Origin of the sequence: Herbiconiux sp., from assembly GCF_023264895.1 — a bacterium.
Taxonomy (GTDB): domain Bacteria; phylum Actinomycetota; class Actinomycetes; order Actinomycetales; family Microbacteriaceae; genus Herbiconiux.
This window is the reverse complement of the sequence record NZ_JAHFUY010000018.1, coordinates 62,101-84,606: the sequence shown is the minus strand read 5'-3', so window position 1 is coordinate 84,606 and position 22,506 is coordinate 62,101. Positions and strand designations below refer to the sequence as shown.

Sequence of the window (22,506 nt, the reverse complement as noted above, 5' to 3'; positions counted from 1 at the left end):
CGACGAAGCTGCGCGATCCCGATCATTGGAGCCTCCGGTGCCCGCCAACCTTCTCGCGAACGGAACCGTCCTTGTCGATGACGATCTTCGTGCTCAGGCGACGACAGCGGTGGTCGAGGTGCACGATCGTGCTCTCGCAGGGCTGACCGTTGTCTTGAGTGACGGGAGGCGTGTGGAGGTCGGTGCCGATCTCGGGAACTTCCTCATGGGAATCCTGGAGCGGATGATTCAGGGCCCGGTCTCCGTCACGGCGCTTCCTCGCGAGGTCACGACGACGGTGGCGGCTGAGCTGCTCGGAATCTCTCGTCCGACTCTGATGAAGCTCGTTGCCTCGGGGGCGATCCCTTCCAGGAAGGTCGGGTCGCATACACGTCTCGCGACCAGCGACGTGCTCGAACTCAGGGAGGTGCGCGACGAGCGACGCGCGGCATCGTTCGCGGCGCTGCGGGAGGTCGCCGACGAGATCGACGACGCGGGCACCGATCCGACTCGCTGATCAAAACTCATCTAATATTGCCGGGTGCTCCAACGTGTGTTCGTCGACAGCAACGTTCTCTACAGCCGAACCACGAGGGACTGGCTGTTCCTGCTGCGCAACGAGACACGCGACATGTTCCAGGTCCACTCGACGATCGACGTCGTCGTCGAGGTCGTGCGGGCCGTGCGCCGTGCGAAACCCGAGGTGAGCGGCGCGGTGACCCACGCCCTCCATCAGCAGCTCGTCGCAAATCTCGACGAACTCCTGACGGACTACGACGCCACCGTGGAGTTCACGGGTGTCGACCCCGCCGACCGCCACGTGCATGCCGCCGCAATCGCAGCGGGAGCCCATGTGCTCCTGACGTCGAACGGCCGAGACTTCGGCGACCCGGGGAGGCTTCGTTACGAGCTGTTCGAGCCCGATGCCTTCTTCCTGCTCCTTGACGACGGCGCTCCAGCGATGGTTCGGCGGGTCGTGGTGAAGCAACTGGCGTACTGGAGCAGCAGGAACGATCTGGGGCGCCCGGTGAAAGGAGTCGCTGAGGCGCTCGATGACGCAGGCTGTCGAGGCCTCTCCGAGAGGGTGCGGGAGCATCTCCACGTGATCTCCGATTCCTGACCGAACGCATCCGCCGCCCGGTTCCCGGCACCCGTCGCAGCCGCAGATTCTGCCGTCGAGCGGGCGGCAGGCAGGATGGAACACCTGCGGGGCGAGCGGACAGTAGAGGGTATGGGGACGGAAAAGCAGGAGGCGGCGACGTGGACGGCCGCGTGCGCGGGCGACTCCGCGGCGTTCGCCTCGATCTACGATCGGCATCGGGATCGGGTGTTCGGGCAGGCTCTTCGGCTGATGCGGGAGCCGCATGACGCGGAGGACGTGACGGCGCTCGTGTTCCTCGAGGCGTGGCGGAAGCGCGCATCCGTGCGGGTCGTCGACGGGTCGGTGGTCGCCTGGCTGCTGGTGACGACGAACAACGTGGTGCGGAACCTCGAGCGCAGCAAACGGCGGTATCGCGCCGCGTTGTCGCGGCTGCCGAAGCCCTCGTGGCGCGAGGAGCAGCCCGACCACGCCGACTCCGTCGACGAGCGGATCGACCAGGAGGCCCGCGACGCCCGCGTGCGGCAGGCGTTCGCCCGGTTGTCGAAGGCGGATCAGGACGTGATCACCCTCTGCGTGATCGAGGGGCTCACCCAGGCGCAGGCCGCTGCCGCGCTCGGGGTGCCCGACGGCACCGTGAAGTCGCGACTGTCGAGGGCGAAGAAGCGCCTGGCCGAGCTGAACGGCGAGAACGGCGAGAACGGCGAAGAGAACCTGACCATGAGCACTGCAGGAGGTGGGAAGTGAACGAGTCGCGATTCGATCCGGAGCACAGCGCGGCCATCCGCAGCATGCTCATCCAGACGGTGGACGCCGAACCCGAGCGGGCCCGCCGCGTGCACCTGCGCGTGGCGCTGGCGACGGTGCTCGCGGCAATCGGGCTGACGTTCGGTGGCACCGCGGTGGCCGTGGCGGTGACCGGTGGGACGCTGTTCGATGTGGGGGCGCCGGCGCCCGTCGAGACGACCTCGGCGCCCGAGGTGCCGTCGCCCACGCCCACGCCCACCGAGGCGAGCCCGCCTGCGCCGGCGGCACCCGCGCATCCGCTCGTCGTCACCGGCGACCGCATCCTGCCCCACGACCTGGTGTCGACGCCACCGTCGTCGCCGCTGTGGTCGGTCGACCTGCCGGTGCTGGGCGGGGCGCCCGGCTGCTCCTTCACGACGGTGATCGATGTCTCCGACGGGTTCGCCCTCGTGCAGCAGGGACTCTGGGCGAGCGACATGTCGGCGGAGCACTGCGACGTGTCGGCGAACCGGCTCGGGGTGTCGCTCGTGGACACCGCCGCAGGCTCCATCCTGTGGAGCAGGGAGTGGAGTTGGGAACCGTCGGACACCTCGACGGCGGCGAGCCTGCTCGGCACATCCGGGCGGATCCTTCTCTGGGACACGCTGGCCGGGACCGGAGAGGTGCTCGACCTCGCCACGGGCGAGACCCTCGGCACCGCGTCGACGCCGGAAGGGTTGGACGTGGGCGAGGTGTACCCCCTCACCGGAGACTCCGGAGACGTGATCTACGCGGCGCCGAGGGTCGATGCCGGCGGCCAGGAGACCGGGACGTGGTCGGTGAGGCGCGCGGATCCGCTCGACCTGGGCGGCTCGAGATGGTCGTACGAGCTCGAGGCCGACGTCGTGGCGGGCTACCTCCCGATCGGCAACTCGAGTTCGATCGTGAACGTTCCTTTCCAGAACGACGACGGCACGTGGTCCAACGACGTGCTCGACGTCGACACCGGGATCCCGATGGCGGCGGGGGTGGACCGGCGCTCCTACACCTACTTCGACGGCTTCACGCTTCGGACGTCTGGAGCGACTCCGCACGTCATTCCGACGGCCATCGCGGGAATCGACGACGCCGGCAACGAGTTCTGGAGCCGGGAGGACGCATCCGGAATCGTGGTCGGACGGGTCGACCCACCCGGAGGGAAGCCTGCCGCGATCGCGCTGAGCGATGGCAGCGACCTGGCCCTCATCACGTCGGGCGATCGACTGGAGCTCGTGGACGGCCTGACCGGTGAGACGAAGTGGGTCGCGGATGCCGCGGCGTGCGACGTGGACCCGCAGAACGTCGACCGCAGCTCGGCGATCTTCACCCTGCAGCCCGACGGAGTGCTGCTCGAGCCCTACAAGCGGTGCGCGTTCGACTACGCCACGGGGGCGCCCGTCGACCTCGGTGGTCGACTGCATGCCGGCGAGCTGGGGTCGGCGGTCGCCTACGAGTTCGCCGGCGGGGCCGGCACCGGAGGGCAGAGCTCGTTCGACGGGATCGTTCCGGCAGCCGGCACGGCCACGGCGTTCGATGCGGTGACGGGGCAGGAGCTGTGGACGCTTCCGATCGCGTCGGATGAGCGGTGGGTGCTGGCCGGCGGGTACGTCGTCGGGCTCTCGGACGGGCAGATGTTCGGGATCGGTATCGGGTGAGGCGGGTCGGCGGTTCGCCCGCCTCACACCGCCCGGGCGCCCGCGTGAGAGAACGGTAACGCAACCGCACACGGGACGACACGGGGGTGAAACGGCCGGCGCATAGCGTCGGAGGCACCCGCCGAGAGCGGGGTCCGCTGCACGTCGAATGGGGAGGCCGTTCCATGTCCTACGTCAAGCCCGTCGAGCTCGTCTCGACCATGATCGACGCGGGGGAGACGAAGATCTTCCTGTCGACCCGCGACACCATCGTCCGCTCCATCATGGGCGGCGCGCTGCTCACCATCGCCGCCGCGTTCGCCATCACCGTGAGCGTCACCACCGGGGTCCCGCTCCTCGGAGCGCTGCTGTTCCCGGTCGGATTCATCATGCTCTACCTGCTCGGCTACGACCTGCTCACCGGCGTGTTCGTGCTCGGGCCACTCGCCTGGCTCGACAAGCGGCCCGGGGTCACCATCGGCGGCATCCTCCGCAACTGGGGGCTCGTGTTCGTGGGCAACTTCATCGGAGCGTTCACCGTGGCGCTGCTCATGGCGATCGTGGTGACCTACGGGTTCTCCGTGCCGCCGAACGAGGTGGGCGAGGCCATCGGGCACATCGGCGAGGGCCGCACCGTCGGGTACGCCGAGCACGGCGCCGCGGGCATGCTCACGCTCTTCATCCGGGGCGTGCTGTGCAACTGGATGGTGTCGACCGGCATCGCGATGTCGATGATCGCGAAGGACGTGCCCGGCAAGGTCATCGCCATGTGGATGCCGATCATGCTGTTCTTCTTCATGGGGTTCGAGCACTCGATCGTGAACATGTTCCTGTTCCCGGCGGGCATCCTGCTCGGGGGCGACTTCACCGTGGCCGACTACCTGATCTGGAACGAGATCCCCACCGTGCTCGGCAACCTCGTGGGCGGACTCGTGTTCACGGCCATCCCGCTCTACCTCACCTACGCCCGCACGAAGGCCCCGCGCCGGCCGACCGACCGCCGACTGATCGCCGCCGCCAAGCAGACTGCCCAGGCAGCCTCAGGACAGGCAGCCTCGGGCCAGGCGGCTTCGGGCACAGCCACCACCGGCATCCGTCGCCCCGTCGCCTCGCGTCGCCGACAGGTCGTGCGGTCACAGGATGCGGTGCTCACGAACGATGCAGCACTCGCCGCCGAGTGACGGGGGTGGGGCGGGGCTACACGTCGAGACGGTAGCCCCGCTTCACCACGGTCGCCACGATCTTCGGATCCGGGAGCGCCTGGCGCAGACGGCTGAGGGCCATCTCGAGGGCGTGCTCGTCGCCACCGGCCGCGAGCGTCTCGGCCAGGACGGCCCGCGACACCACGGCCCCCTCGGCCGCCATGAGCGAGCGCAGCAGGGCGAGCGCGGTGGGCGGCAGGGTGACGGCCTCCCCGTTCACCGAGGCCGTGCTGCCGCGGAGCTCGACGAGGCCGTGCCTGGTGTCGACGCGGGCCACCTGGTTCTGCTCGAGCCACTCGCAGACGAGGCGGATGAGCGCCCCCATGCGGAAGCGCTGCGGCTGGATGGGCTGCACGCCGAGGGCGATCAGCGGAGCCGCCGTGACCGGGCCGACCACCGCCGCCACGACCGGGCCGCGGAAGGCCTCGAGCACGGGCTCCAGCTGCCCGAGCACCTCGGCGGCGTTGAGGAGCGCGTCGACGGCCGGAGCGCTCGTGAAGGTGACGCAGTCGAGCTGCCCGGCGCAGATCGCGTCGATCAGACGGGTCACCCGGTGGTCGTCGTTCTTGGGCGCCGACCACTGGTACGGCGCCACCGTCAGCACGGTGTAGCCCGCGTCGCGCAGGCGGTCGAGCTGCTGCTCGTCGGTGGAGCCGTGCAGCTGCACCGCCACCGTGATGCCGGGCGGATGCTCGGCGAGCACCTTCGAGACGAGTGACGCCGTGGTCTCCTCGTCGCTCATGCCGGCGTCGTCGAGGTCGGCGGCCCGGATCGCTCCCCGCGCCTTCGGGCCGCGGACGAGGATGTCGGCGGCCTCGAGGGTGTCGAGCAGGGGCTGACCGAGGCCCGTCGAGTCGGCGATCTCGAACCAGCGCCTGAGGCCGTAGCTCGTGGTCGCGAGCAGGAGCTTGGGGCGCGCGGCGATGATGGCGCGGGTGTCGGCGATGATCACCTCGTCGTGCGGCGAGTGCGTGATGCGGATCGTGGGGGCGTGCACCACCGTGGCGCCGCGGCGCTCGAACGCGACGATGAGGTCCTGCGAGCGGCGGTCGCTCGTGACCCCGATCCGGAAGCCGCTGAGCTGGTTGGGCCGGAACCCGGGCACATCCGCCCTGTCGAGGGCCCGGTCAGGTGCCCGGCCGGCCTGCGTCTCGTCGCCCACGTCAGCTGCCGGCCAGGGCCACGAGTGCGTCGATCCTGGCGGCCGCGGCGTCGTCGCCGGCCTGCGCCACGGCGACGACCTCGCCGATCACGAGCACCGCGGGCGACGCGATGCCCACGGCGTGCGAGTCGTGCAGGATGTCGGCGAGCGAGCTCACCGTCGTGCGCGAGCTGGGGCTGAACCCGCGCTCGATGGCCGCGAGCGGGGTGTCGGCGCGCATCCCGTGCCGCCTCAGGCCGGCCGTGATGGAGGGCAGGTTCGAGATGCCCATGAGTACCACGATCGTGCCGCCGAGACCCGCGAGGTGCTCGAACTCGCTCTCGGTGAGGGGCGCGTGGCCCGAGATGACGGTGAAGGCGTGGCTGACACCGCGGTGGGTGAGCGGGATGCCCGCCGACGCGGGCACGGCCAGCGCGCTCGAGACGCCCGGCACCACCCGGGCCGGCACGCCCGCACGGCGGCAGGCCAGCAGCTCCTCGCCACCGCGGCCGAAGACGAACGGATCGCCGCCCTTCAGGCGCACCACCCGGCGACCGGCCAGGGCGTGGTCGACCATCAGCTGCTCGATCTCGGTCTGGGTCACCGGGTGGTGGTGCGGGCGCTTGCCCACGTCGATCAAAAGGGCGTGCGGGGCGAACCGGTGGAGGTTCTCGTAGGGTGCGAGGCGGTCGTAGAGAACGACGTCGGCGCGCTCGAGCTCGCGCACGGCGGCGAGGGTGAGCAGCTCCTCATCGCCGGGGCCGCCGCCCACGATCGCGACGGTGCCTGTGCCGGTGCCTGTGCCGATGCCGCTGTCGATGTGGGGCTCGGACGCTCGTGCGTGGGTCATGCGGTCTCCTCCGGTCGGAAAACGGATGGCTGATCTGTCGGCTTTCCGACGGGGATGCGGGTGCCCGCCAGCAGCACCGTGCCTCCCGTCGTGCCCCCCGTTGCGCCTCCTGTGAGAGCGGTGCCGGCGGCGCGCTCGGCGTCGGTGGCGGGGCGCAGCTGGCCGCGCTCCTCCACGCGGGCGAGCGTGGGGTCGCCCGCATCCGGAACGTTCACGAACGAGCGGAAGCGGCGGAGGCGGTCGGGGTCGGCGAGGGTGGCCGCCCACTCGTCCTCGTAGCCCTCGACGTGCGTCGCCATCGCGGCCTCGAGCTCGTCGGCGAGGCCGAGGGAGTCCTCCACCACGACCTCGCGCACGTGGTCGAGGCCGCCGTCGAGGTCGTCCATCCAGCGCGCGGTGCGCTGCAGCCGGTCGGCGGTGCGGATGTAGTACATGAGGTAGCGGTCGATGTAGCGGATGAGGGTCTCGTCATCGAGATCGCTCGCGAGCAGCTGGGCGTGCGCCGGCTGGAAGCCACCGTTGCCTCCCACGTAGAGGTTCCAGCCCTTGTCGGTCGCGATCACCCCCACGTCCTTGCCGCGGGCCTCGGCGCACTCGCGCGCGCATCCGGAGACCCCGAGCTTGAACTTGTGCGGCGCCCGGAGGCCCCGGTAGCGGAGCTCGAGCTGCACCGCCATGCCCACCGAGTCCTGCACGCCGAAGCGGCACCAGGTCGATCCGACGCAGCTCTTCACCGTGCGGAGCGACTTGCCGTAGGCCTGGCCCGACTCGAAGCCCGCGTCGACGAGCTGCTCCCAGATCTCGGGCAGCTGCTCGAGCCGGGCACCGAACAGGTCGATCCGCTGGCCGCCGGTGATCTTCGTGTAGAGCTTGTAGTCGGTGGCGACGCGGGCGATCACGCCGAGCTTCTCGGGGGTGATCTCGCCGCCCGGGATGCGCGGGACGACCGAGTAGGTGCCGTCTTTCTGCATGTTCGCGAGGGCGCGGTCGTTCGTGTCCTGAAGGGTCCCGCGACCGGCATCGAGCACGTACTCGCCGCGCTGGCTGGCGAGCACCGAGGCGACGACGGGCTTGCAGATGTCGCAGCCCCGGCCCGTGCCGAAGCGGGCCACGATCTCGTCGAAGCTCGAGAGCTCGAGCACCCGCACGGAGTCGAAGAGCTCCTGCCGCGAGATCGGGAAGTGCTCGCAGAGCGCTCTCGACACCGAGACGCCGCTCTTCTCGAGCTCGGTCTCGAGGATCTTCTTGACCAGGGGCACGCACGAGCCGCACTGGGTGCCGGCGCGGGTGCAGGCCTTGAGGGCGCCGAGGTCGGTGCAGCCTTCTGTGTGGTCATCCCCGCGCACGGCGGTGCGCACGGTGCCGGCGGTGACGTTGTTGCAGGAGCAGATGAGGGCGTCGTCGGGCAGGCCGTCGCCCGCGGGGGGCTCCGCACCGGCCGCCGAGAGGTAGGCGGCGGGCTCCGCGTCGAGGGTGCGGCCGACCAACGGGCGGAGCGAGGAGTACGGGCTCGCATCGCCCACGAACATGCCGCCGAGCAGGGTGCGCGCGTCGTCGCTCACGACGATCTTCTGGTAGAGCCCGCGCGCCGGATCGGCGTAGACGATCTCGAGCGCGCCCTCACCGGTCGCCATCGCATCGCCGAAGGCCGCGACCTCGACGCCCGAGAGCTTGAGCTTCGTGGCGTCGTCGACGGTCGTGAACTCGGCGGCGCCGCCCAGCAGCCGGTCGGCGACCGTCTCGGCCATCGCGTTGGCGGGGGCCACGAGGCCCACGCAGCGGCCGTCGACCGACGCCACCTCGCCGATGGCGAAGACGTCGGGATGGCTCGACCGGCATCCAGAGTCGACCGCCACGCCGCCTCGGGGGCCGAGCTCCAGGCCGGCGTCGCGGGCGAGCTCGTCGCGCGGGGCGATGCCGATGGCGAAGACCACGAGGTCGGCCGGGAGCTTCTGGGCGTTCGTGAGCGTGACTCCCGTGACGGCGCCGTGCTCCACCATGAGGGCGCGCGGGCGGGTGCCGAGCTCGAGGGCGATGTGCTGGGCCGAGATGAGGCGGCCGAGGGCCTGGCCGGCTCCCTCGTCGAGCTGTGCCGACATGAGCCACGAGCCGGAGTGCACCACGGTCGACTCGGCACCGAGCCGCTGCAGCCCGCCGGCGGCTTCGAGGCCGAGCAGGCCGCCGCCCGCCACCACGGCGCGGGGCGCCCGGCCGAGCCGCTCGGTCAAGGCGGCCACCTCGGCGCGGAGCGCATCCACGTCGTCGATGGTGCGGTAGACGCGCACGTGCTCGCTGCCGGGGATGGTCGGGACGGGGGCGCTCGATCCGGTCGCCAGGACGAGCTGGTCGTAGGGGAGGCGCTCGCCGTCGGCCAGGGTGACGCTCTTGGCGGCGGTGTCGAGCGACACGGCGCGGGTGCGCCGGCGCAGCACCACCGAGCTCTCGGCCCAGTGGGAGGCCGGCTCCAGCACGAGCGAGTCGGTCGGGTCGTCGAGCCGGCGGGTGAGGGCCACTCGGTCGTAGGGGAGGTGCTGCTCCTCGGACACGACCACGAGCTCGACGGTGCGGCCGCCGTCGCGCGCCAGCAGCGAGTCGACGAGCCGGTGCGCGGCCGGACCCCCGCCGATCACGACGACACGGCGGCGGGAGGAGGAAGGAGTCGACGTCATGGGGCCGAGCCTAGGTACGGGCGGTTTCATCGCGATTACCCCCGTGTAACAGCCGATTACATCGACCGCACGCCGGTCGTCAACGGCTGTGAGGGAGGTTTCACGCACTCGAAACACGAGGCTGCGGCGGGCGAAACATCCGGTTCCTAGCGTCGGAGGAGACGAAGGAGAGATGCCATGAGCCTGGTGATCGAACGAAGCACGGCCATCGAACCCGCGGAGCCCGACGCGTCGGCGACCGGCTGGCAGCGTGCCTGCCGGGTCGGCGACCTCGAGCCCTCGTGGGGCGAAGCCGTGCTGCTCCGGGCGAAGCAGATCGCCCTCGTGCTGCTCTCGCCGCGCGAGGTCTACGCGGTCGAGCACCGGGATCCGGTGACCGGCTCCTACGTGATGGCCCGCGGCATCGTCGGCTCGAAGGGCGACCGCCCCACCATCGCGTCACCCCTGCACAAGCAGGTCTACGACCTCGGCACCGGGGAGTGCTTCAGTCACCCGGAGCTCGCGCTCGGCACCTTCCGCACGCGCATCGTGGGCGGGTTCATCGAGGTGGAGGTGTGACCACGCCGCAGCTCGTGCTCGCCTCGCACGGCACGTCGTCGCCGCTCGGCCAGGCCGCGGTCGCGCAGCTCGTGGCCGCCGTCGCTGAGGCGCTGCCGCGGGTGGGGGTGCACGGCTGCCACGTCGATGTGCAGCAACCGGATGTCGGCACCACGCTCGACGCCATCGCCGACGACTCCGCGGCGATCGTGGTGCCGCTGCTGCTCTCGGCCGGCTTCCACGTCTACGTCGATCTCGCCGAGGCCGTCGCCGAGGCGCGTCTGCGCATCCCCGCCGCGGCCACGCCGGCGCTCGGGCCCGACGTGCGGCTCGCGGAGCTGCTGGCCCGGCGTCTCGCCGAGGCGGGTCTCGCGCCGGCCGACAGCGTGGTGCTCGCCGCGGCCGGGTCGACCGATCCGCGGGCGGTGGCCGACTGCGAGCGGATGCGACGACTCCTGGCCGCGCAGATCGGCAACCCGGTCACGCTCGGCTTCGTCTCGGCGGCGCAGCCCGAGCTGCGGTCCGCGGTGGCGGCGGCCCGGCGCGAGCTGCTGCCGGGCGGGCGGGTCGTCGTGGCGAACTACCACCTCGCGCCCGGGCACTTCTCGGACCGGGTGATTGCGGCGGGCGGTGACCTCACCACCTCGCCCCTGCTGGACGGCGTGGAGCCGCCGGCTCCGGAGCTCGTCGACATCGTGGTCGACCGGTTTCTCGCTCAGCGGCGCAGCTGGTCGCTCGCGATCGTGTCGGCGAGCACTGCGATCTCAGCGCAGGCGACCATGAGTGTCGGTAAGTAGGCGCAGCCACACCGCACCTGCTGCCTCGTTCATTCCGACACCCGGAAGCGCGCGCCCAGCCACGCTGCGATGTCGTCGATGGACTCGATCTCGTTCGAGGCCACGGCGAGCATGAACTCGTACTCCGCTTCGATGTCGGTCGTGTTCCAATAGCCGTTCTTGGCGTAGAGATAGAGCGTGGTCACGAGCGCGAGGCGATCAGGCTGCGTCCTCGTCCTCGTCCTCGTCTGCGTCGGCGCGGGCGGCGGCCACCTCGCGGCCGCGGGCCGTCTCGGGGAAGCGGGTGGCGGCATCCTGCACGCCCTCGGCCGGGAGGTTGGCGCCGAAGAGCTCGCTGCCCGGCTCGAGGAGGATGCTGTCGCGGAGGGTGCCGACGCGCACCGGATCGAAGCCGGCCGCGTTCACGAGAGCGGCGGCGGCGGTGAGGTCGGCGTCGTAGTCTCCCGCGATGCCGATCGCCTTGCGGCCGGGGGTGCCCTCGGGGCGGGGGCCCTCGTCGAGGTCGTGGTAGCCCATGTGGTTGAAGGCCTTCACCACGCGGGAGTCGGGGAGGAAGGACTGGATGAGCTCGCTCGTGGAGGTGCGGGGGTCGCTGAGGTCGGCGCGGTGGCCGTCGATCTCCCACCAGTAGTTCATGGCGTCGATCACGAGCTTGCCGGCGAGCTGCTCGGCGGGGATGCTGCGGTACTTGCCGAGGGGGAGGGCGAGGATGACGATATCGGCGTCGCGGGCGACCTCATCCGCCGACAGCGGCACCGCGCCGGGGGCGAGGACGTCGATGATGAGGGCGATCTTCGTGGGGCTGCCGGAGCCGGCGATGAGGACCCGGTAGCCGGCGGCGAGGAGGAGGCGGCTGAGGACCGTGCCGACCTTGCCGGCGCCGAGGATGCCGATCGTGGGGAGGGCTGGCGTGGGCTGGGCCTCAGGCATGGGTCGATCCGATCCGGTACAGGTCGTGGGAGGCGTGCTCGTCGTGCTGTGGCTCATCGCCCTCGGCGGCGAGGAGCTCGCGCACGCGCGGGGCGACCTTCGTGCCGAAGAGCTCGATGGTGCGGGCGCGGGCGTCGACCGGGAGGCCGCCGATGTCGTACTTGAGGTCGAAGCGGCTGATCTGGAGCTCCTTGGTCATGCGCACGATCTTCTGCGCGACGGTCTCGGGTGAGCCCACGAAGAGCGCGCCGGTCGCGAGTTCGAGCTCGTAGCGTTCGCGGGTGGGCGGGTAGAAGCCGCGCTCGCGTCCCATCATCGTGATGAGGGGCTGCCAGGAGTGCCACCAGGTCTCGGCGGCCTCCTCGTCGGTGTCGGCGATGAGGCCGAGGGCGTGCTGGCCGACGGGCTGCCGCGGCAGGCCGAACTGGTCGAGGGCGCGGTGGTAGAGGTCGACGTGGCCGGCGAAGCGGTGGGGCTCGCCGCCGATGATGGCGAGCATGAGGGGGAGGCCGTAGCGGGCGGCGCGGATGACCGAGTTGGGGCTGCCGCCGACGCCGATCCAGGTGGGGATGCCGCCCGGGCGCATGGTGGGGTGCAGGGTCTGCTCGACGAGGGGTGCCCGCACGGTGCCCTCCCAGGTCACGGGCATCTCGCGCTGGAGCTTCATGAAGAGGTCGAGCTTCTCCTCGAAGAGGGTCTCGTAGTCCTCGAGGTTGTAGCCGAAGAGCGGGAACGACTGGGTCTGCGAGGCCCGGCCGAGCACGAGCTGGGCGCGGCCGTTCGAGAGCGCGTCGAGGGTGGAGAACTCGTTGTAGAGGCGCACGGGGTCGTTGGTGCTGAGCACGGTCACGGCGGTGCCGAGGCGGATGCGCTCGGTCGCGGTGGCGATGCCGGCGAGGAGCACCGGGGTGGCGGAGTCGACGTAGCCCTCGCGGTAGTGCTCGCCGAGGCTGAAGACGTCGAGCCCGACCGCCTCGGCCTTCTTCGCCTCCTCGACGACCAGGCGCACGGTCTCGGCGTCGGAGAGGGTGCGGGAGCCGTCCGTAGGGACGTCGCCGAAGGAGTTCAGGCCGAATTCGATGGGGGTGGTGGGCATGGCGTGCTCCTCTGCTCGAGCTTCTTATTGACGTGTCAACTAGAAGAAGTCGGCAACTATTCCGCAGCAGGTCTTAGCGCTCAGGTTCTTGCCCGCAATGCATGCTTGAGAATTCGTCAGTTTAATGGTTGATTCTCAGGGACGTGAAAGTCACGTGACCTCATCGAAAGTGGGCGAAAATGCACCTCACGCGAATCTCGATCGGACTTATTGCGATTTTGGGGGTCAGCGGTGCTGCTGCACCGAGTGCCGCGGCTCCGGCCACGAACCAGGACCCCGTTTCAGCCCTACGTCAGGTGGCTCCTGAGATGCTGCAGGATCTCGGGGGCTCGCAAGTGACCCCGTCGAACCCGACCTTCGTATCAGGGCAGTCCACCATCGAATTGGACGCGGAGAACCGGAGATTCGCGCTCGTCTCGGATCGCGGGCGGTTGGTACTCGGGCTGCCTCAGGAGAGTTCTCGGATCACGGAGCTCGGAGGCTTTGCGACGGCCGAGGTCGGGCCGGATGCTTCCGCGGTTCCCTTGACGAAGGATGACGGCTCCCTGCAGATCGGACTAGTGATCGAGAGCGCGCAAGCACCGACCCAGTTCCCCTTCGTGTGGGAGACGCCGCCATCGACCACCACGACCGTGGACCCGGAATCGGGAGCGGTGGTCGTGACGACGGAGAACGGTTCCGTTCTCGGAGGAGTTTCGTCCCCTTGGGCGCGTGACGCGGCCGGTGAACCCGTGCCCACTCGCTTCGTCGTGACGGAAGGGAAGCTCACACAGATCGTCGAGCACGACGATGGCTACGCCTATCCGATCGTGGCGGATCCTTGGTCCGGTCAGAACCTCCTGCACCGGGCCTGGGTGACAGGAGAACCGAGGGGATACGTGGTCAATGCGGTTGCAACCACCTGGGGTCGCACGTTCAACGGCGTCGTGACACACGGCGCTCATGTTGCCGAACTGAAGCAGAGGCTCGGATCACAGGCGTACCGCGTCAACTACACGGTCGAACAGCAGTTCCTGTGCCACGTGGCCGGCAATTACTTCGAGCCCGACACGTACAACATGGAGAGCTGGCGCCCGGGAGTGGCCTGGGGTGCTCAGTTGAATCCCTGGGTTCGCTGCAACCCTTGACGATCATGAGGGGAGTCAGGCGGGGCGTCGGATGGGCTGCTGTCAGTCTCGCGCTCGTGGCGGTGGCAGACCTCGTCTACGTCGTCGTCGGGGGCTATCTCGGCCTCGATGTGAGCTCGTTGGACGAGGGGCCGTTCTGGCCGATGTGGGTGTTCTTCATCGCGGTCCCAGCTGCGCTACTCGCAGGGATCGCGTGGGTGGTGCTTTATGGAGTGGCTCACGAGGCTGGAGTGGAGAAGTCCCGACGCTCCAGGGAACGCTGAGGGGGATGGGGTAGTTTCGCTCCTCGTGTCGGAGAACCCTGGTGTGGAGAGAGCGTCGGCTGCGCCCATCGTGAGCAGTGCGAACCCCGGCAGTGCGAACCCCGGTAGGGCGAATCCCGGCAGTGCGTTCCGGGTCGTGCTGGAGGGGGACCTCGGGGCGCGGACGCGGATCGGGGGCGGGCGCTCGACCGAGGTGGAGCGGGTCGAGGCGTTCACCGTGCCCGGGTATCACGGGGGGCTGGCGTTCGTGCGAGAGCGGGAAGGGGTGGCCGCGCACTGGCATCCGGAGCAGGTCGCGAAGCTCGCCGCCTGGCGAGCGGGGCTCGACGAAAGGCAGCGGGACGTGCTGGACGGGGTCGCCGCGTGGCCGCTGGCCGGGGTCGCGAACGAGGGCGGCGACGTCGTGGGGTGCCTCGTGCCGCTCGCGGCGCATCCGTTCTACTTCGTCGCCACCGTCGACGACGGCGAGAGCGACGGTGTGGGGAAGGCGACGCGGAACGCCCGGTGGCTCGTGTCCGCCCCGAAACGCGCTCGGCGCGTGGGCGCCGGGAGCGTGGGAGAGCGCGACCTCGTGGCACGGTGCACCGTGCTCGCGCGGGTGTGCGTGCTGCTCGAGAGGCTGCATCGGAGCGGGATCGTGTTCGGGGATCTGTCGGAGCGGTCGGTGCTCTACAGCGCCGGGGACCGCAGCGGCGGCTCCAGCGCCAGCACCGGCGGCACCGGCCGCACCGGCGGCGCCGGCGACATCGCCCAGGCCTTCGTGGTGGGGTGCGAAGGCGCCGCCTTCGAGGCCGACCGCGTGCTGCAGCGGAACAGCGCCGGATGGGCCGCGCCCGAGACTCTCGAGAGATCAGAGGCCGCGGATGACGCCACAGCCGACATCTCCCGCGCCCCCTCCGTGCAGACCGTCGCGAGCGACCGCTACAAGCTCGGGCTGCTGATCCTCCGCGTGCTCGCCCCCTCCGGCGACGGACTCGAGCGCAGCCGCGACGCCGGCCGCGTGCTCGGCGTGCTCGACACGGTCGGGCAGCTCATGCTCGCCGACGCCCTCCGCGACGAACCTGCCAAGCGGCCGAGCGCCGCCGAGTGGTACCAGTACCTGCGCGGCGTGATCGTGGAGAATCTCGCGCCCCCCGTCATCCGGAGCGTCGTCGTGAGCCCCGCCCTCGTGGCCGAGGGCGACGAGGTGCGACTCGACGTCAGCCTCGCCGGCGCCCGCCAGCTCACCATCGAACTGCCCGGTCGCGCCGACATCACCCGCGAGGTCGGCGGCCGCGTGGTGACCGAACGGTTCACCGCCCGGCAGAGCGGCCGGATCGCCGTGCGCGCCACGAACGAGCACGGCGAGACCGAGGCCCTGTCGAACCAGGTGCGCGTGCTGCCCGTGCCGACTCCCACCCAGATCGCCGTGGCCGCCCCCGACGTCTCGGGCGTGCTCGGGGCGCAGGACGTGCTCGTCGACCTCGAGCCGCTCGAAGCGGCGATGGCGATCTCGCGGGAGGCCTCCGGTGCCGGATCGCCGTTCGAGCACGTCGCGAAGGCGCGCGCACGGCTCGACGCGGACGCGCTGCCGCTCCACGACGTGCTGCGCATCGGTGTCGAGGCCGAACGGGTGTCCCGCGAGAAGCTCTTCCCGTCGTTCGAGGAGTTCCTCGGCGACATCACCTCGCCGAGGCGACGGCCCTGACCCGCACCCGGCGTCAGCCCACGGTGGGCTGAGACCGACGTTGGCGGAGCAGCGCGAGCGCGAGGCCCGCGAGCAGGGCCAGTCCCGCGCCCGTCACGGTCGTCCAGGCACCCTCCGCGGGAAGACCGGTGGCGGCGAGTGATGCAGGGACGGACCCGGAACCCACCGGCACGACAGCCGCCACCACCGCGACCTCGAGCGACGACGTCCCGCCGTCCTCCGCCACCGCCGTCACCGTCGCCACCCCGGGAGCCGCCGACGCGGAGACGGGGACGGTTGCGGTGAACGCGCCCGTCGCATCCGTCGTCGACACGGCGAGCGGCTCGCCCTGCCAGGTGAGCGCCACCGGCGCACCCGGATCGTAACCCGCCCCGCGCACGACGAACGACGAACCGGTCGCGACCGTCGTGGCATCCGTGCCGAGGGCGGCGCTCAGGGTGAAGGTCTCGGGGGAGTCGGGGAACGGCTTGTCCGAGGTGAAGTAGCGGAGGTACTCGTCGAGGTAGGGGGCGCGGGCGCCCTCGGTGGCGACGTCCGCCGTGGTCGCCTCGACGGCGATGCTCACCGAGCCTCCCGTGACGACCACCTCGGCATCGCTCGGCTCGGGCACCCAGTAGCCCCAGTCGATGGTGCCGACCGTCACGGCGAGGCGGTGCCCGGCCTTCAGCGTCCAGTCGGTGCCGAGCATCGTGAAGTGCGTGACACCGTCGGCGGAGAGCTTCGCCACGGTGCTGTTGATCGTGACCGCGTTCGCACGGTCGGGAGCGACATCCCACAGCTGGATCGACGCGTTGCCTGCACCCTGCGTGTGCAGTTCGACGGCCGGAGTGCCCGTGAGTCGCGTGTCGGCGCGCACGGGGTGCGAGACCGAGAGGACGCCGAGCGAGTCGTCGGTCGAGGTGGGGGCGTCGACGTCCTCGCCGTCGGCGAACGCCAGCAGCGGGTTCGGGCTCGGATTCGCGCCGGGCTCGCCGCCGCCGTCGCCGTCACCGCCGTCGCCGTCACCGCCGTCGTCGTCACCGTCGACCATTCCGCGCCCCGTGTCGAGGTAGCGGCCGGGCTGGAGCGGCACGACCGCTGTCTTCGCGGTGGTGCCCCAGGTCTCCTGCACGCGCCACTGCCCGAAGTTGTCCTGGATCACGAAGCCGGTCGCGATCTCGGTCGTCTGCTCCACGAGGTGCGCGTCGTAGAACGCGGTGACCTCGTCGAACCAGCCGGCCCGGCCCATCTGCAGGCGACCCTCGGCATCGACCTCGTTGCCGCGCACGTGATCCCACGGCCCCAGCCAGCCGCGCTGCTCGCCCGCGTGGTTCGCCAGGTAGCGCTGCATGCCCTCGGGCTTCGTGTTCTGCTCGGTGAGGCCCTGCGTGAACATCAGCGGCACGGTCGAGCCGTCCACGTGCGAGGGCGCGTCGCGATCGACCCAGAAGTCGCTCGCGCGATCGATCGCGAGGGCTCCTGTCTTCAGGGTCTCGGCGCACTCCGGATGCGTCTTCTCGTAGGCCGCGTTCTCGAGGTAGCGGGTGGTGTCGGCGGGGATGTCGTAGCCGTCCTGCTGATAGGCGTGGTCGACGCCGGGGAGGGCCGCGATGTCGATGTACGCCAGCGGCGTGTCGACCTGGTTCGTGCGCGGCACCTCGTTCGTCACGAGGTAGTCGTAGCCGCTCCAGGCCGGCTCCTGCGCCACGACCGCCTTCAGGGCCTCTGGCTGCTCGTTGATGCCCGCGAGTCCGGTCGATCCGTCGTAGGACTTGCCGTAGAGACCCACCGAGCCCGTCGACCAGGGCTGCGCGGCCGCCCACTCGATCGCGCTCACGACGTCGGCCTGCTCGCCGGTGCCGAGCCAGTCGGTGCAGCCCGTGCTGCCGCCGAAGCCGCGGAGGTCGACGTAGACGAAGGTGTAGCCGCGCTCCATGAGCTTCGCGCCGTCGATGAGGTCGGTGAAGCGGCCCGACGGGCCGGTGTGCAGCGGATGCGTGTCGGAGTTCATGCCCGAGTGCGAGAAGTAGGGGCCGATCGACATGATGACCGGGGTCTTCGCGTCGGGCGCGAGACCGGCGGGGCGGAGCACGTCGGCGTGGAGCTCGACGGGGTCGCCGTTGTTCGAGGGGGCCGAGGAGGGGAAGTAGTGCTCGGTCCAGGCGGCGGCCTCGGGCACGCTCGGGTTCTGGGCGTGGGTGACGCCGGTGGCGAGGTCGGTGGGTGCGGGTGCGGATGCGGATGCCGGCGCGGGTGCGGATGCGGGTGCCGGCGCGGGTGCAGCCGCCTCCGCGAACGCCGGTCCCGCCGAGAGCGACACCGCCACGATCGCCGCGGCGACCCCCCAGCCCGTTGCGCGCCTGAATGCCGACATGATGCCCCCTGGTGCTCCGGTGCGAGGCCGTCCCCGTCTCGCCACCGATCTCGATCCGTCACCGCGATGCTAGCGGCGGCGGGCACCCGGATCGGGGTGAGCGGCTGGGATCGGCCGGAAGCGACGTAGATCCTCGTGGTGCGCCGGTTCTACGGCCGCGTCGCGAGCTCCGCGATCCACTCGGCGAAGGTCTGCGTGCCGCGGTCGGCACCGGGGCCTGCCAGGATCGTGCCGTCGCGGAGCGCCTTGCCGAAACCGCCCGGGAGGGGCAGCTCGAGGATCGGGCCGGTCACGCCGGTCGCCGCCGCGTAGGCGCGCACCAGGTCGCGCATGCGGAGCACCTCGGGCCCGGCGAGGTCGGTGGTGAGACCCGCCGGGCCGCTCTCGGCGAGCTCGACGAGCCGCTCGGCGACCTCGCGGGCGGCGACCGGCTGCGACAGCATCTTCGGCACGAGGCTGACCGGCCCCACCCGCACCTGCCCGAGGATCTGCGCGGCGAACTCGTGGAACTGGGTGGCGCGGAGGATCGTCCACGGCACCCGGCCGGCCCGCACGAGCCGCTCCTGCTCGGCCTTCCCGGCGTAGTAGCCGAACGGCGCCCGGTCGCTGCCCACGATCGAGAGCGCGACGTGGTGCGCGACCCCGGCCTGCTCCTCCGCCGTGAGCAGGTTCGTGGTCACCGCCCCGAAGAACGCCCTCGACTCGTCGGCCGACTGCGTGGCGGTGGAGGCGGTGTCGATCACGACGTCCACACCGGCGAGGGCGGCGGCGATCCCGGCCCCGTTCGTCAGGTCGACGCCCGACGAGCGGGAGAGCACGACGGCCTCGTGACCCCGCGCGCGGGCGACCTCCACGACATGGCGGCCCACGGTGCCGGTTCCTCCGGCGACGGCGATCTTCATGAGGCGGTTCCTTCTCGAGGGGGCGCGGGCAGTGCCACGCTACCGTGGCCGGTCGTGATCCCGAGGCCGGTCGTGGTCCCGAGGCCGGTCGTGCTCTCCTGGCGGGGTGAGAGCCCCCGGCCTCACTCGGCGGTCGGCAGCACGACGACCTTGCCGCGGAGGGTGCCCGCGGCCGCCTCGGCGTGCACGGCCGCGAGCACGGTGAGCGGCACCCGGCGGGCGACCTCCACCCGCACGGCGCCGCTGTCGACGAGCGACACGATGCGGGCCAGCTGGGCGGTGTCGCTCCGCACGTAGACCACCACCGAGCGCACGCCCCGCGAGGCGTCGTCCGGGGCCGGCATCCACGCGGTGGTGCTCACGACCACGCCACCGTCGCGCACCCGGCCGACGAGCGCCTCGAACTCCTGAGCGTCGATCGGCGCGAGGTTCAGCAGCACGTCGATAGGTTCGGTGACGGCCTCGAGCACTGTGGAAGCGGTGTGGTCGATGACCTCGTCGGCGCCCGCGTCGCGGACGCTCCGGCTGCTGCGGGGGCTCGCGGTGGCGATGACGTGCGCGCCGGCCTGCTTCGCGAACTGCACCGCGAAGCCGCCGACCGCTCCTCCCGCGCCCACGATGAGCACGCGCCGGCCCTGCTCGAGCCCGGCCTCGTCGAAGAGGGACTGCCAGGCGGTGAGGGCGACCGAGGGGATGGCCGCCGCGTCGACCAGCGGGATGCTCGTCGGCGCCGCGACCAGGACCGACTCCGGCGCGATCACGTACTCGGCCGCCGCGCCCGGCGCGGTCATGGGGAGGAATCCGATGACCGCGTCGCCGACGGCGAACGCCGACGCGTCGGTGCCCAGGGCGTCGATCGTGCCGGCGACGTCGTAGCCCGGGGTGTGGGGGAGCGTCACGGGGATGGGGAGGAAGCCGGCGCGGATGCCGTTGTCGGCCGGGCTGAACGCCGATGCGGCGACGCGGATGCGCACCTCGCCGGCGGCCGGGACGGGGATCTCCACGTCCTCGATCTGCAGGACGTCGGGGGTGCCGTGCTGGTGGAATCGTGCGGCCTTCATGTTCTTCTCGCTCTCGTTTGTATGGGTAATGCTTCGATGTCGAAGCAACTGACAGCGACCATAACATTGCTTCGATGTCGAAGCAAGTAGAATGGGTGCATGACCGACGAATCCGCCTCCCTCGACCCCGTCGAGCTCGGCGCCTACTTCGCCCTGATCGAGGTGAGCAGCCTGTTGCGTCACGCCGTCGAGCTGCAGCTCAAGGAGGCGGGAGGGCTCAGCTACGTGCAGTTCCAGCTGCTCGCGACCCTCGGCGACGCGCCCGCCGGCAGCAAACGGATGACCGACCTCGCCGACGGGGTCGTCTACAGCCGGAGCGGCCTCACCCACCAGGCGGGCCTGCTGGAATCGGCGGGGCTCGTGACCCGCGCCCCGTCGGTCGACGACGAGCGGAGCGTCACCGTGACCATCACGGAGGCCGGGCGGGCCGTGCTCGCGACCGTGTTCCCGGGGCACATCGACGTGCTCAAGAAGCTGTTCCTCGCCCCGCTCGGCGGCGACGACGTCGCGGAGCTCGCACGCTCGCTCACCGCGGTGCGCGACCACATGCGGTCGACGCCGCCGCGCTCAGCGGCACCACGGCGGCGGAGCGGCGTGCGGAGGGCATCCGACGACACGTGATCGGCACGGCCTGCGCACAGCGCTGTGCCAGGGTGCACAGAGGCACATGGGGTAGCTTCGCTCCTCGTGTCTCGTCCTCGTCGCTACAACTCCAACGCCGTCTCGAACTTCATGTCGTGGCTCGGCGGCGCTCGGCTCGACGTTCTCGCGGATGCCCCGGGCGACCGCGCGCGCTTCGTCGCCATGGGCGGCGTCATCCTCAGCACCGCGTTCCTCTCGGCGGTGTCGGCGACGTTCGCTCTCGTGATGGCGGTCGGCGCGCCGCTCCCCGTGGCCATCGTCGTGGGCGTGTTCTGGGGTGTCATCATCCTGAACCTCGACCGGCTCCTCATCATCGGCATGGCGAAGCAGAAGGGCGTGTGGCGGAACGTGGCCCTCGCCATCCCGCGCATCGCCCTCGCGCTCATCATCGGCACCGTCATCTCGACGCCGCTCACGCTGCAGATCTTCCAGGCCGAGATCAACTCCGAGATCCAGGTCATGCAGGCCGAGGACAAGGCGGCGTTCGAGGAGCGGATGGCGACGGATCCGCGGTTCGCCCAGATCCCGACGCTCGAGGAGCGGATCGCCTCGAACCAGGCGATCGTCGACCAGGGGCTGCAGACCGATTTCGCCTCCGACCCCAACTACGCGGCGGCGGTCGCGGCGACGGCATCCGCGCAGGCCGCCTACGACGCCGCCCAGGCCGCCTACCTCGCCGAGATCGACGGCAGCGGCGGCACCGGGGTGCGCGGCGACGGGCCCGTGACCGCCTCGAAGCTCGCGGCCTTCGAGGCGGCCGAGGCTCGGTTGACGGCTGCCCAGGCCGCCCAGACCGCTGCCGAGGAGGCGGCGGCGGCCAACCTGGAGGCCTCCGCCCAGAGCCGGCTCGACGCCGCGACCGATCAGCTCGAAGCCGACCAGGCGACCCTTGCGACCGCGCAGGAGCAGCGCTCCGCCGAGCAGGCCGCCTACGCGAGCGCGGTCGACAACAGCGCCGGTCTGCTCTCACGGCTCGACGCGCTGTTCCGGCTGGGGGAGACGAACGCCCTGCTGAACTTCGCGCACATCATGATCGCGCTGCTGTTCATCTGCATCGAGTTGCTGCCCGTGATCGTGAAGGTGCTCGGCAACCTCGGCGGGCAGACCGCCTACGACCGCATCCTCGACGTGCGGGAGGACGGCGAGGTCTCCGGCGGCGAGATCTGGGCGGCCGAGCGCACCCGGGCGATCGCGGCCGAGGCCTCGGTGCAGGTCTCCGTGGCCGAGGATCGGGCCGAGCGGCAGGTCGAGTTCGGCAAGCGCGTCAACCAGACCGTGCTCGAGCAGCAGGAGGCCGTGATCACGCGCGCCCTCGAGACCTGGGCGGGTTACGCGGCGGCACGGGCCTCCGAGCGCATGGAGGAGTGGGAGCAGCAGCTCGAGGCGGAGGACGCGGCCCCGCGTGCGGACGAACCGGCCGTGCGTGAACCTGCGGTGCGTGAACCTGCCGTCCGCAGACCCGCTGTCCGCAAGCCCGCTGTCCGTGAGCCCGTGCGCGAGCCGGCCACCGCCACGGCCGAGCTCTCGGCCCTGTTCGCCGCGGCCGACACCGGCGCCACCGAGGTCATCCGCACCCCCGACACCACCGCTACGCAGCCCCTCCCGAGGAGCGCCGACCGCGCCGCGTTCCTCCGCCGGGCAGGCCTCCCCGACCAGATCTGAGCTTCGATGTGAGCGCGGAAACAGGGGTGTAAACATCCCGTTTCCATCGTGTTACCCCGGCGGATCCGGGGGCTGCTCACAGCTAGCGTGAAGGCTCGGCCACCGCGGGC

21 protein-coding genes are annotated in these 22,506 nt (G+C 71.0%); 12 read left to right on the top strand and 9 right to left on the bottom strand.

Annotated features, from left to right (window positions below; genetic code table 11):
- The first annotated feature begins 37 nt into the window (after positions 1 to 37).
- The 5 genes from Q0D57_RS02795 (at position 38) to Q0D57_RS02775 (ending at position 4,658) form a co-directional block, all read left to right on the top strand.
- Positions 38 to 496 (top strand): helix-turn-helix domain-containing protein, encoded by a 459-nt coding sequence (locus tag Q0D57_RS02795; RefSeq protein WP_291037766.1) that lies wholly within the window; start codon positions 38 to 40, stop codon positions 494 to 496.
- Between the two features lie 24 nt (positions 497 to 520).
- Positions 521 to 1,099 carry a PIN domain-containing protein gene (locus Q0D57_RS02790; protein WP_291037763.1) on the top strand — a complete coding sequence of 193 codons (579 nt, stop codon included), beginning with the start codon at positions 521 to 523 and terminating at the stop codon, positions 1,097 to 1,099.
- Positions 1,100 to 1,210: 111 nt separating this feature from the next.
- A complete protein-coding gene (locus tag Q0D57_RS02785; protein WP_291037760.1) occupies positions 1,211 to 1,825 on the top strand; it encodes a sigma-70 family RNA polymerase sigma factor in 615 nt (204 codons plus the stop codon).
- A complete protein-coding gene (locus Q0D57_RS02780) occupies positions 1,822 to 3,498 on the top strand; it encodes a hypothetical protein (RefSeq protein ID WP_291037757.1) in 1,677 nt (558 codons plus the stop codon). The genes Q0D57_RS02785 and Q0D57_RS02780 overlap by 4 nt, the downstream gene beginning before the upstream one ends.
- A 164-nt stretch (positions 3,499 to 3,662) precedes the next feature.
- On the top strand, positions 3,663 to 4,658 hold the full coding sequence (locus tag Q0D57_RS02775; RefSeq protein WP_291037754.1) for a formate/nitrite transporter family protein: 996 nt from the start codon (positions 3,663 to 3,665) through the stop codon (positions 4,656 to 4,658).
- A gap of 16 nt (positions 4,659 to 4,674) precedes the next feature.
- On the opposite strand, the gene Q0D57_RS02770 is transcribed toward Q0D57_RS02775, so the two are convergent.
- Genes Q0D57_RS02770 through nirB form a run of 3 tightly spaced genes read right to left on the bottom strand, consistent with a single transcriptional unit; the run spans position 4,675 to position 9,339 of the window.
- Positions 4,675 to 5,841 (bottom strand): uroporphyrinogen-III synthase, encoded by a 1,167-nt coding sequence (locus Q0D57_RS02770; protein WP_291037751.1) that lies wholly within the window; start codon positions 5,839 to 5,841, stop codon positions 4,675 to 4,677.
- A 1-nt stretch (position 5,842) separates the two neighbouring features.
- Positions 5,843 to 6,670 carry a uroporphyrinogen-III C-methyltransferase gene (gene cobA, locus Q0D57_RS02765; RefSeq protein ID WP_291037748.1) on the bottom strand — a complete coding sequence of 276 codons (828 nt, stop codon included), beginning with the start codon at positions 6,668 to 6,670 and terminating at the stop codon, positions 5,843 to 5,845.
- Positions 6,667 to 9,339, bottom strand: a complete 2,673-nt coding sequence (gene nirB, locus Q0D57_RS02760; RefSeq protein WP_291037745.1) for a nitrite reductase large subunit NirB — start codon at positions 9,337 to 9,339, stop codon at positions 6,667 to 6,669. The genes cobA and nirB overlap by 4 nt, the downstream gene beginning before the upstream one ends.
- Positions 9,340 to 9,516: 177 nt before the next feature.
- Between nirB and nirD the strand changes: the two genes are divergently transcribed.
- Both nirD and Q0D57_RS02750 read left to right on the top strand, forming a co-directional pair.
- A complete protein-coding gene (nirD, locus tag Q0D57_RS02755) occupies positions 9,517 to 9,897 on the top strand; it encodes a nitrite reductase small subunit NirD (RefSeq protein WP_291037742.1) in 381 nt (126 codons plus the stop codon).
- Positions 9,894 to 10,673, top strand: coding sequence for a CbiX/SirB N-terminal domain-containing protein (locus Q0D57_RS02750; protein ID WP_291037738.1), 780 nt, complete (start codon positions 9,894 to 9,896; stop codon positions 10,671 to 10,673). Before nirD ends, Q0D57_RS02750 begins: the two co-directional genes overlap by 4 nt.
- Positions 10,674 to 10,702: 29 nt before the next feature.
- Here the strand turns inward: Q0D57_RS02750 and Q0D57_RS02745 are convergent, their stop codons facing one another.
- From Q0D57_RS02745 to Q0D57_RS02735, 3 genes are read right to left on the bottom strand one after another with little or no spacing between them, the layout of a single operon-like run.
- Positions 10,703 to 10,858 (bottom strand): hypothetical protein, encoded by a 156-nt coding sequence (locus tag Q0D57_RS02745; protein ID WP_291037736.1) that lies wholly within the window; start codon positions 10,856 to 10,858, stop codon positions 10,703 to 10,705.
- Between the two features lie 13 nt (positions 10,859 to 10,871).
- Complete coding sequence (locus tag Q0D57_RS02740) at positions 10,872 to 11,603, bottom strand: NAD(P)-binding domain-containing protein (RefSeq protein ID WP_291037732.1); 732 nt, start codon at positions 11,601 to 11,603, stop codon at positions 10,872 to 10,874.
- Complete coding sequence (locus tag Q0D57_RS02735; protein ID WP_291037729.1) at positions 11,596 to 12,699, bottom strand: LLM class flavin-dependent oxidoreductase; 1,104 nt, start codon at positions 12,697 to 12,699, stop codon at positions 11,596 to 11,598. The genes Q0D57_RS02740 and Q0D57_RS02735 overlap by 8 nt, the downstream gene beginning before the upstream one ends.
- Before the next feature lie 308 nt (positions 12,700 to 13,007).
- On the opposite strand from Q0D57_RS02735, the gene Q0D57_RS02730 reads away from it, so the two are divergent.
- The 3 genes from Q0D57_RS02730 to Q0D57_RS02720 all read left to right on the top strand — a co-directional run bounded on the left by Q0D57_RS02730 (position 13,008) and on the right by Q0D57_RS02720 (position 15,776).
- Positions 13,008 to 13,826 (top strand): DUF2599 domain-containing protein, encoded by an 819-nt coding sequence (locus Q0D57_RS02730; RefSeq protein ID WP_291037726.1) that lies wholly within the window; start codon positions 13,008 to 13,010, stop codon positions 13,824 to 13,826.
- Complete coding sequence (locus tag Q0D57_RS02725; protein WP_291037723.1) at positions 13,823 to 14,089, top strand: hypothetical protein; 267 nt, start codon at positions 13,823 to 13,825, stop codon at positions 14,087 to 14,089. Before Q0D57_RS02730 ends, Q0D57_RS02725 begins: the two co-directional genes overlap by 4 nt.
- 70 nt (positions 14,090 to 14,159) lie before the next feature.
- On the top strand, positions 14,160 to 15,776 hold the full coding sequence (locus Q0D57_RS02720; RefSeq protein ID WP_291037719.1) for a hypothetical protein: 1,617 nt from the start codon (positions 14,160 to 14,162) through the stop codon (positions 15,774 to 15,776).
- Positions 15,777 to 15,789: 13 nt separating this feature from the next.
- On the opposite strand, the gene Q0D57_RS02715 is transcribed toward Q0D57_RS02720, so the two are convergent.
- The 3 genes from Q0D57_RS02715 to Q0D57_RS02705 all read right to left on the bottom strand — a co-directional run bounded on the left by Q0D57_RS02715 (position 15,790) and on the right by Q0D57_RS02705 (position 20,092).
- Positions 15,790 to 18,129, bottom strand: a complete 2,340-nt coding sequence (locus Q0D57_RS02715) for a CocE/NonD family hydrolase (protein ID WP_291037716.1) — start codon at positions 18,127 to 18,129, stop codon at positions 15,790 to 15,792.
- Between the two features lie 149 nt (positions 18,130 to 18,278).
- The gene (locus Q0D57_RS02710; protein WP_291037713.1) at positions 18,279 to 19,031 is read right to left on the bottom strand and encodes an NAD(P)H-binding protein; all 753 of its coding nucleotides are present in this window, start codon (positions 19,029 to 19,031) and stop codon (positions 18,279 to 18,281) included.
- Positions 19,032 to 19,153: 122 nt separating this feature from the next.
- On the bottom strand, positions 19,154 to 20,092 hold the full coding sequence (locus Q0D57_RS02705; protein WP_291037710.1) for an NADP-dependent oxidoreductase: 939 nt from the start codon (positions 20,090 to 20,092) through the stop codon (positions 19,154 to 19,156).
- Positions 20,093 to 20,191: 99 nt separating this feature from the next.
- On the opposite strand from Q0D57_RS02705, the gene Q0D57_RS02700 reads away from it, so the two are divergent.
- Together Q0D57_RS02700 and Q0D57_RS02695 are read left to right on the top strand one after the other, a co-directional pair.
- A complete protein-coding gene (locus Q0D57_RS02700; protein WP_291037707.1) occupies positions 20,192 to 20,713 on the top strand; it encodes a MarR family transcriptional regulator in 522 nt (173 codons plus the stop codon).
- A 66-nt stretch (positions 20,714 to 20,779) separates the two neighbouring features.
- Entirely contained in the window at positions 20,780 to 22,396 is a 1,617-nt protein-coding gene (locus tag Q0D57_RS02695) for a DUF4407 domain-containing protein (protein WP_291037704.1), read from the top strand.
- The last annotated feature ends 110 nt before the right edge of the window (positions 22,397 to 22,506 follow it).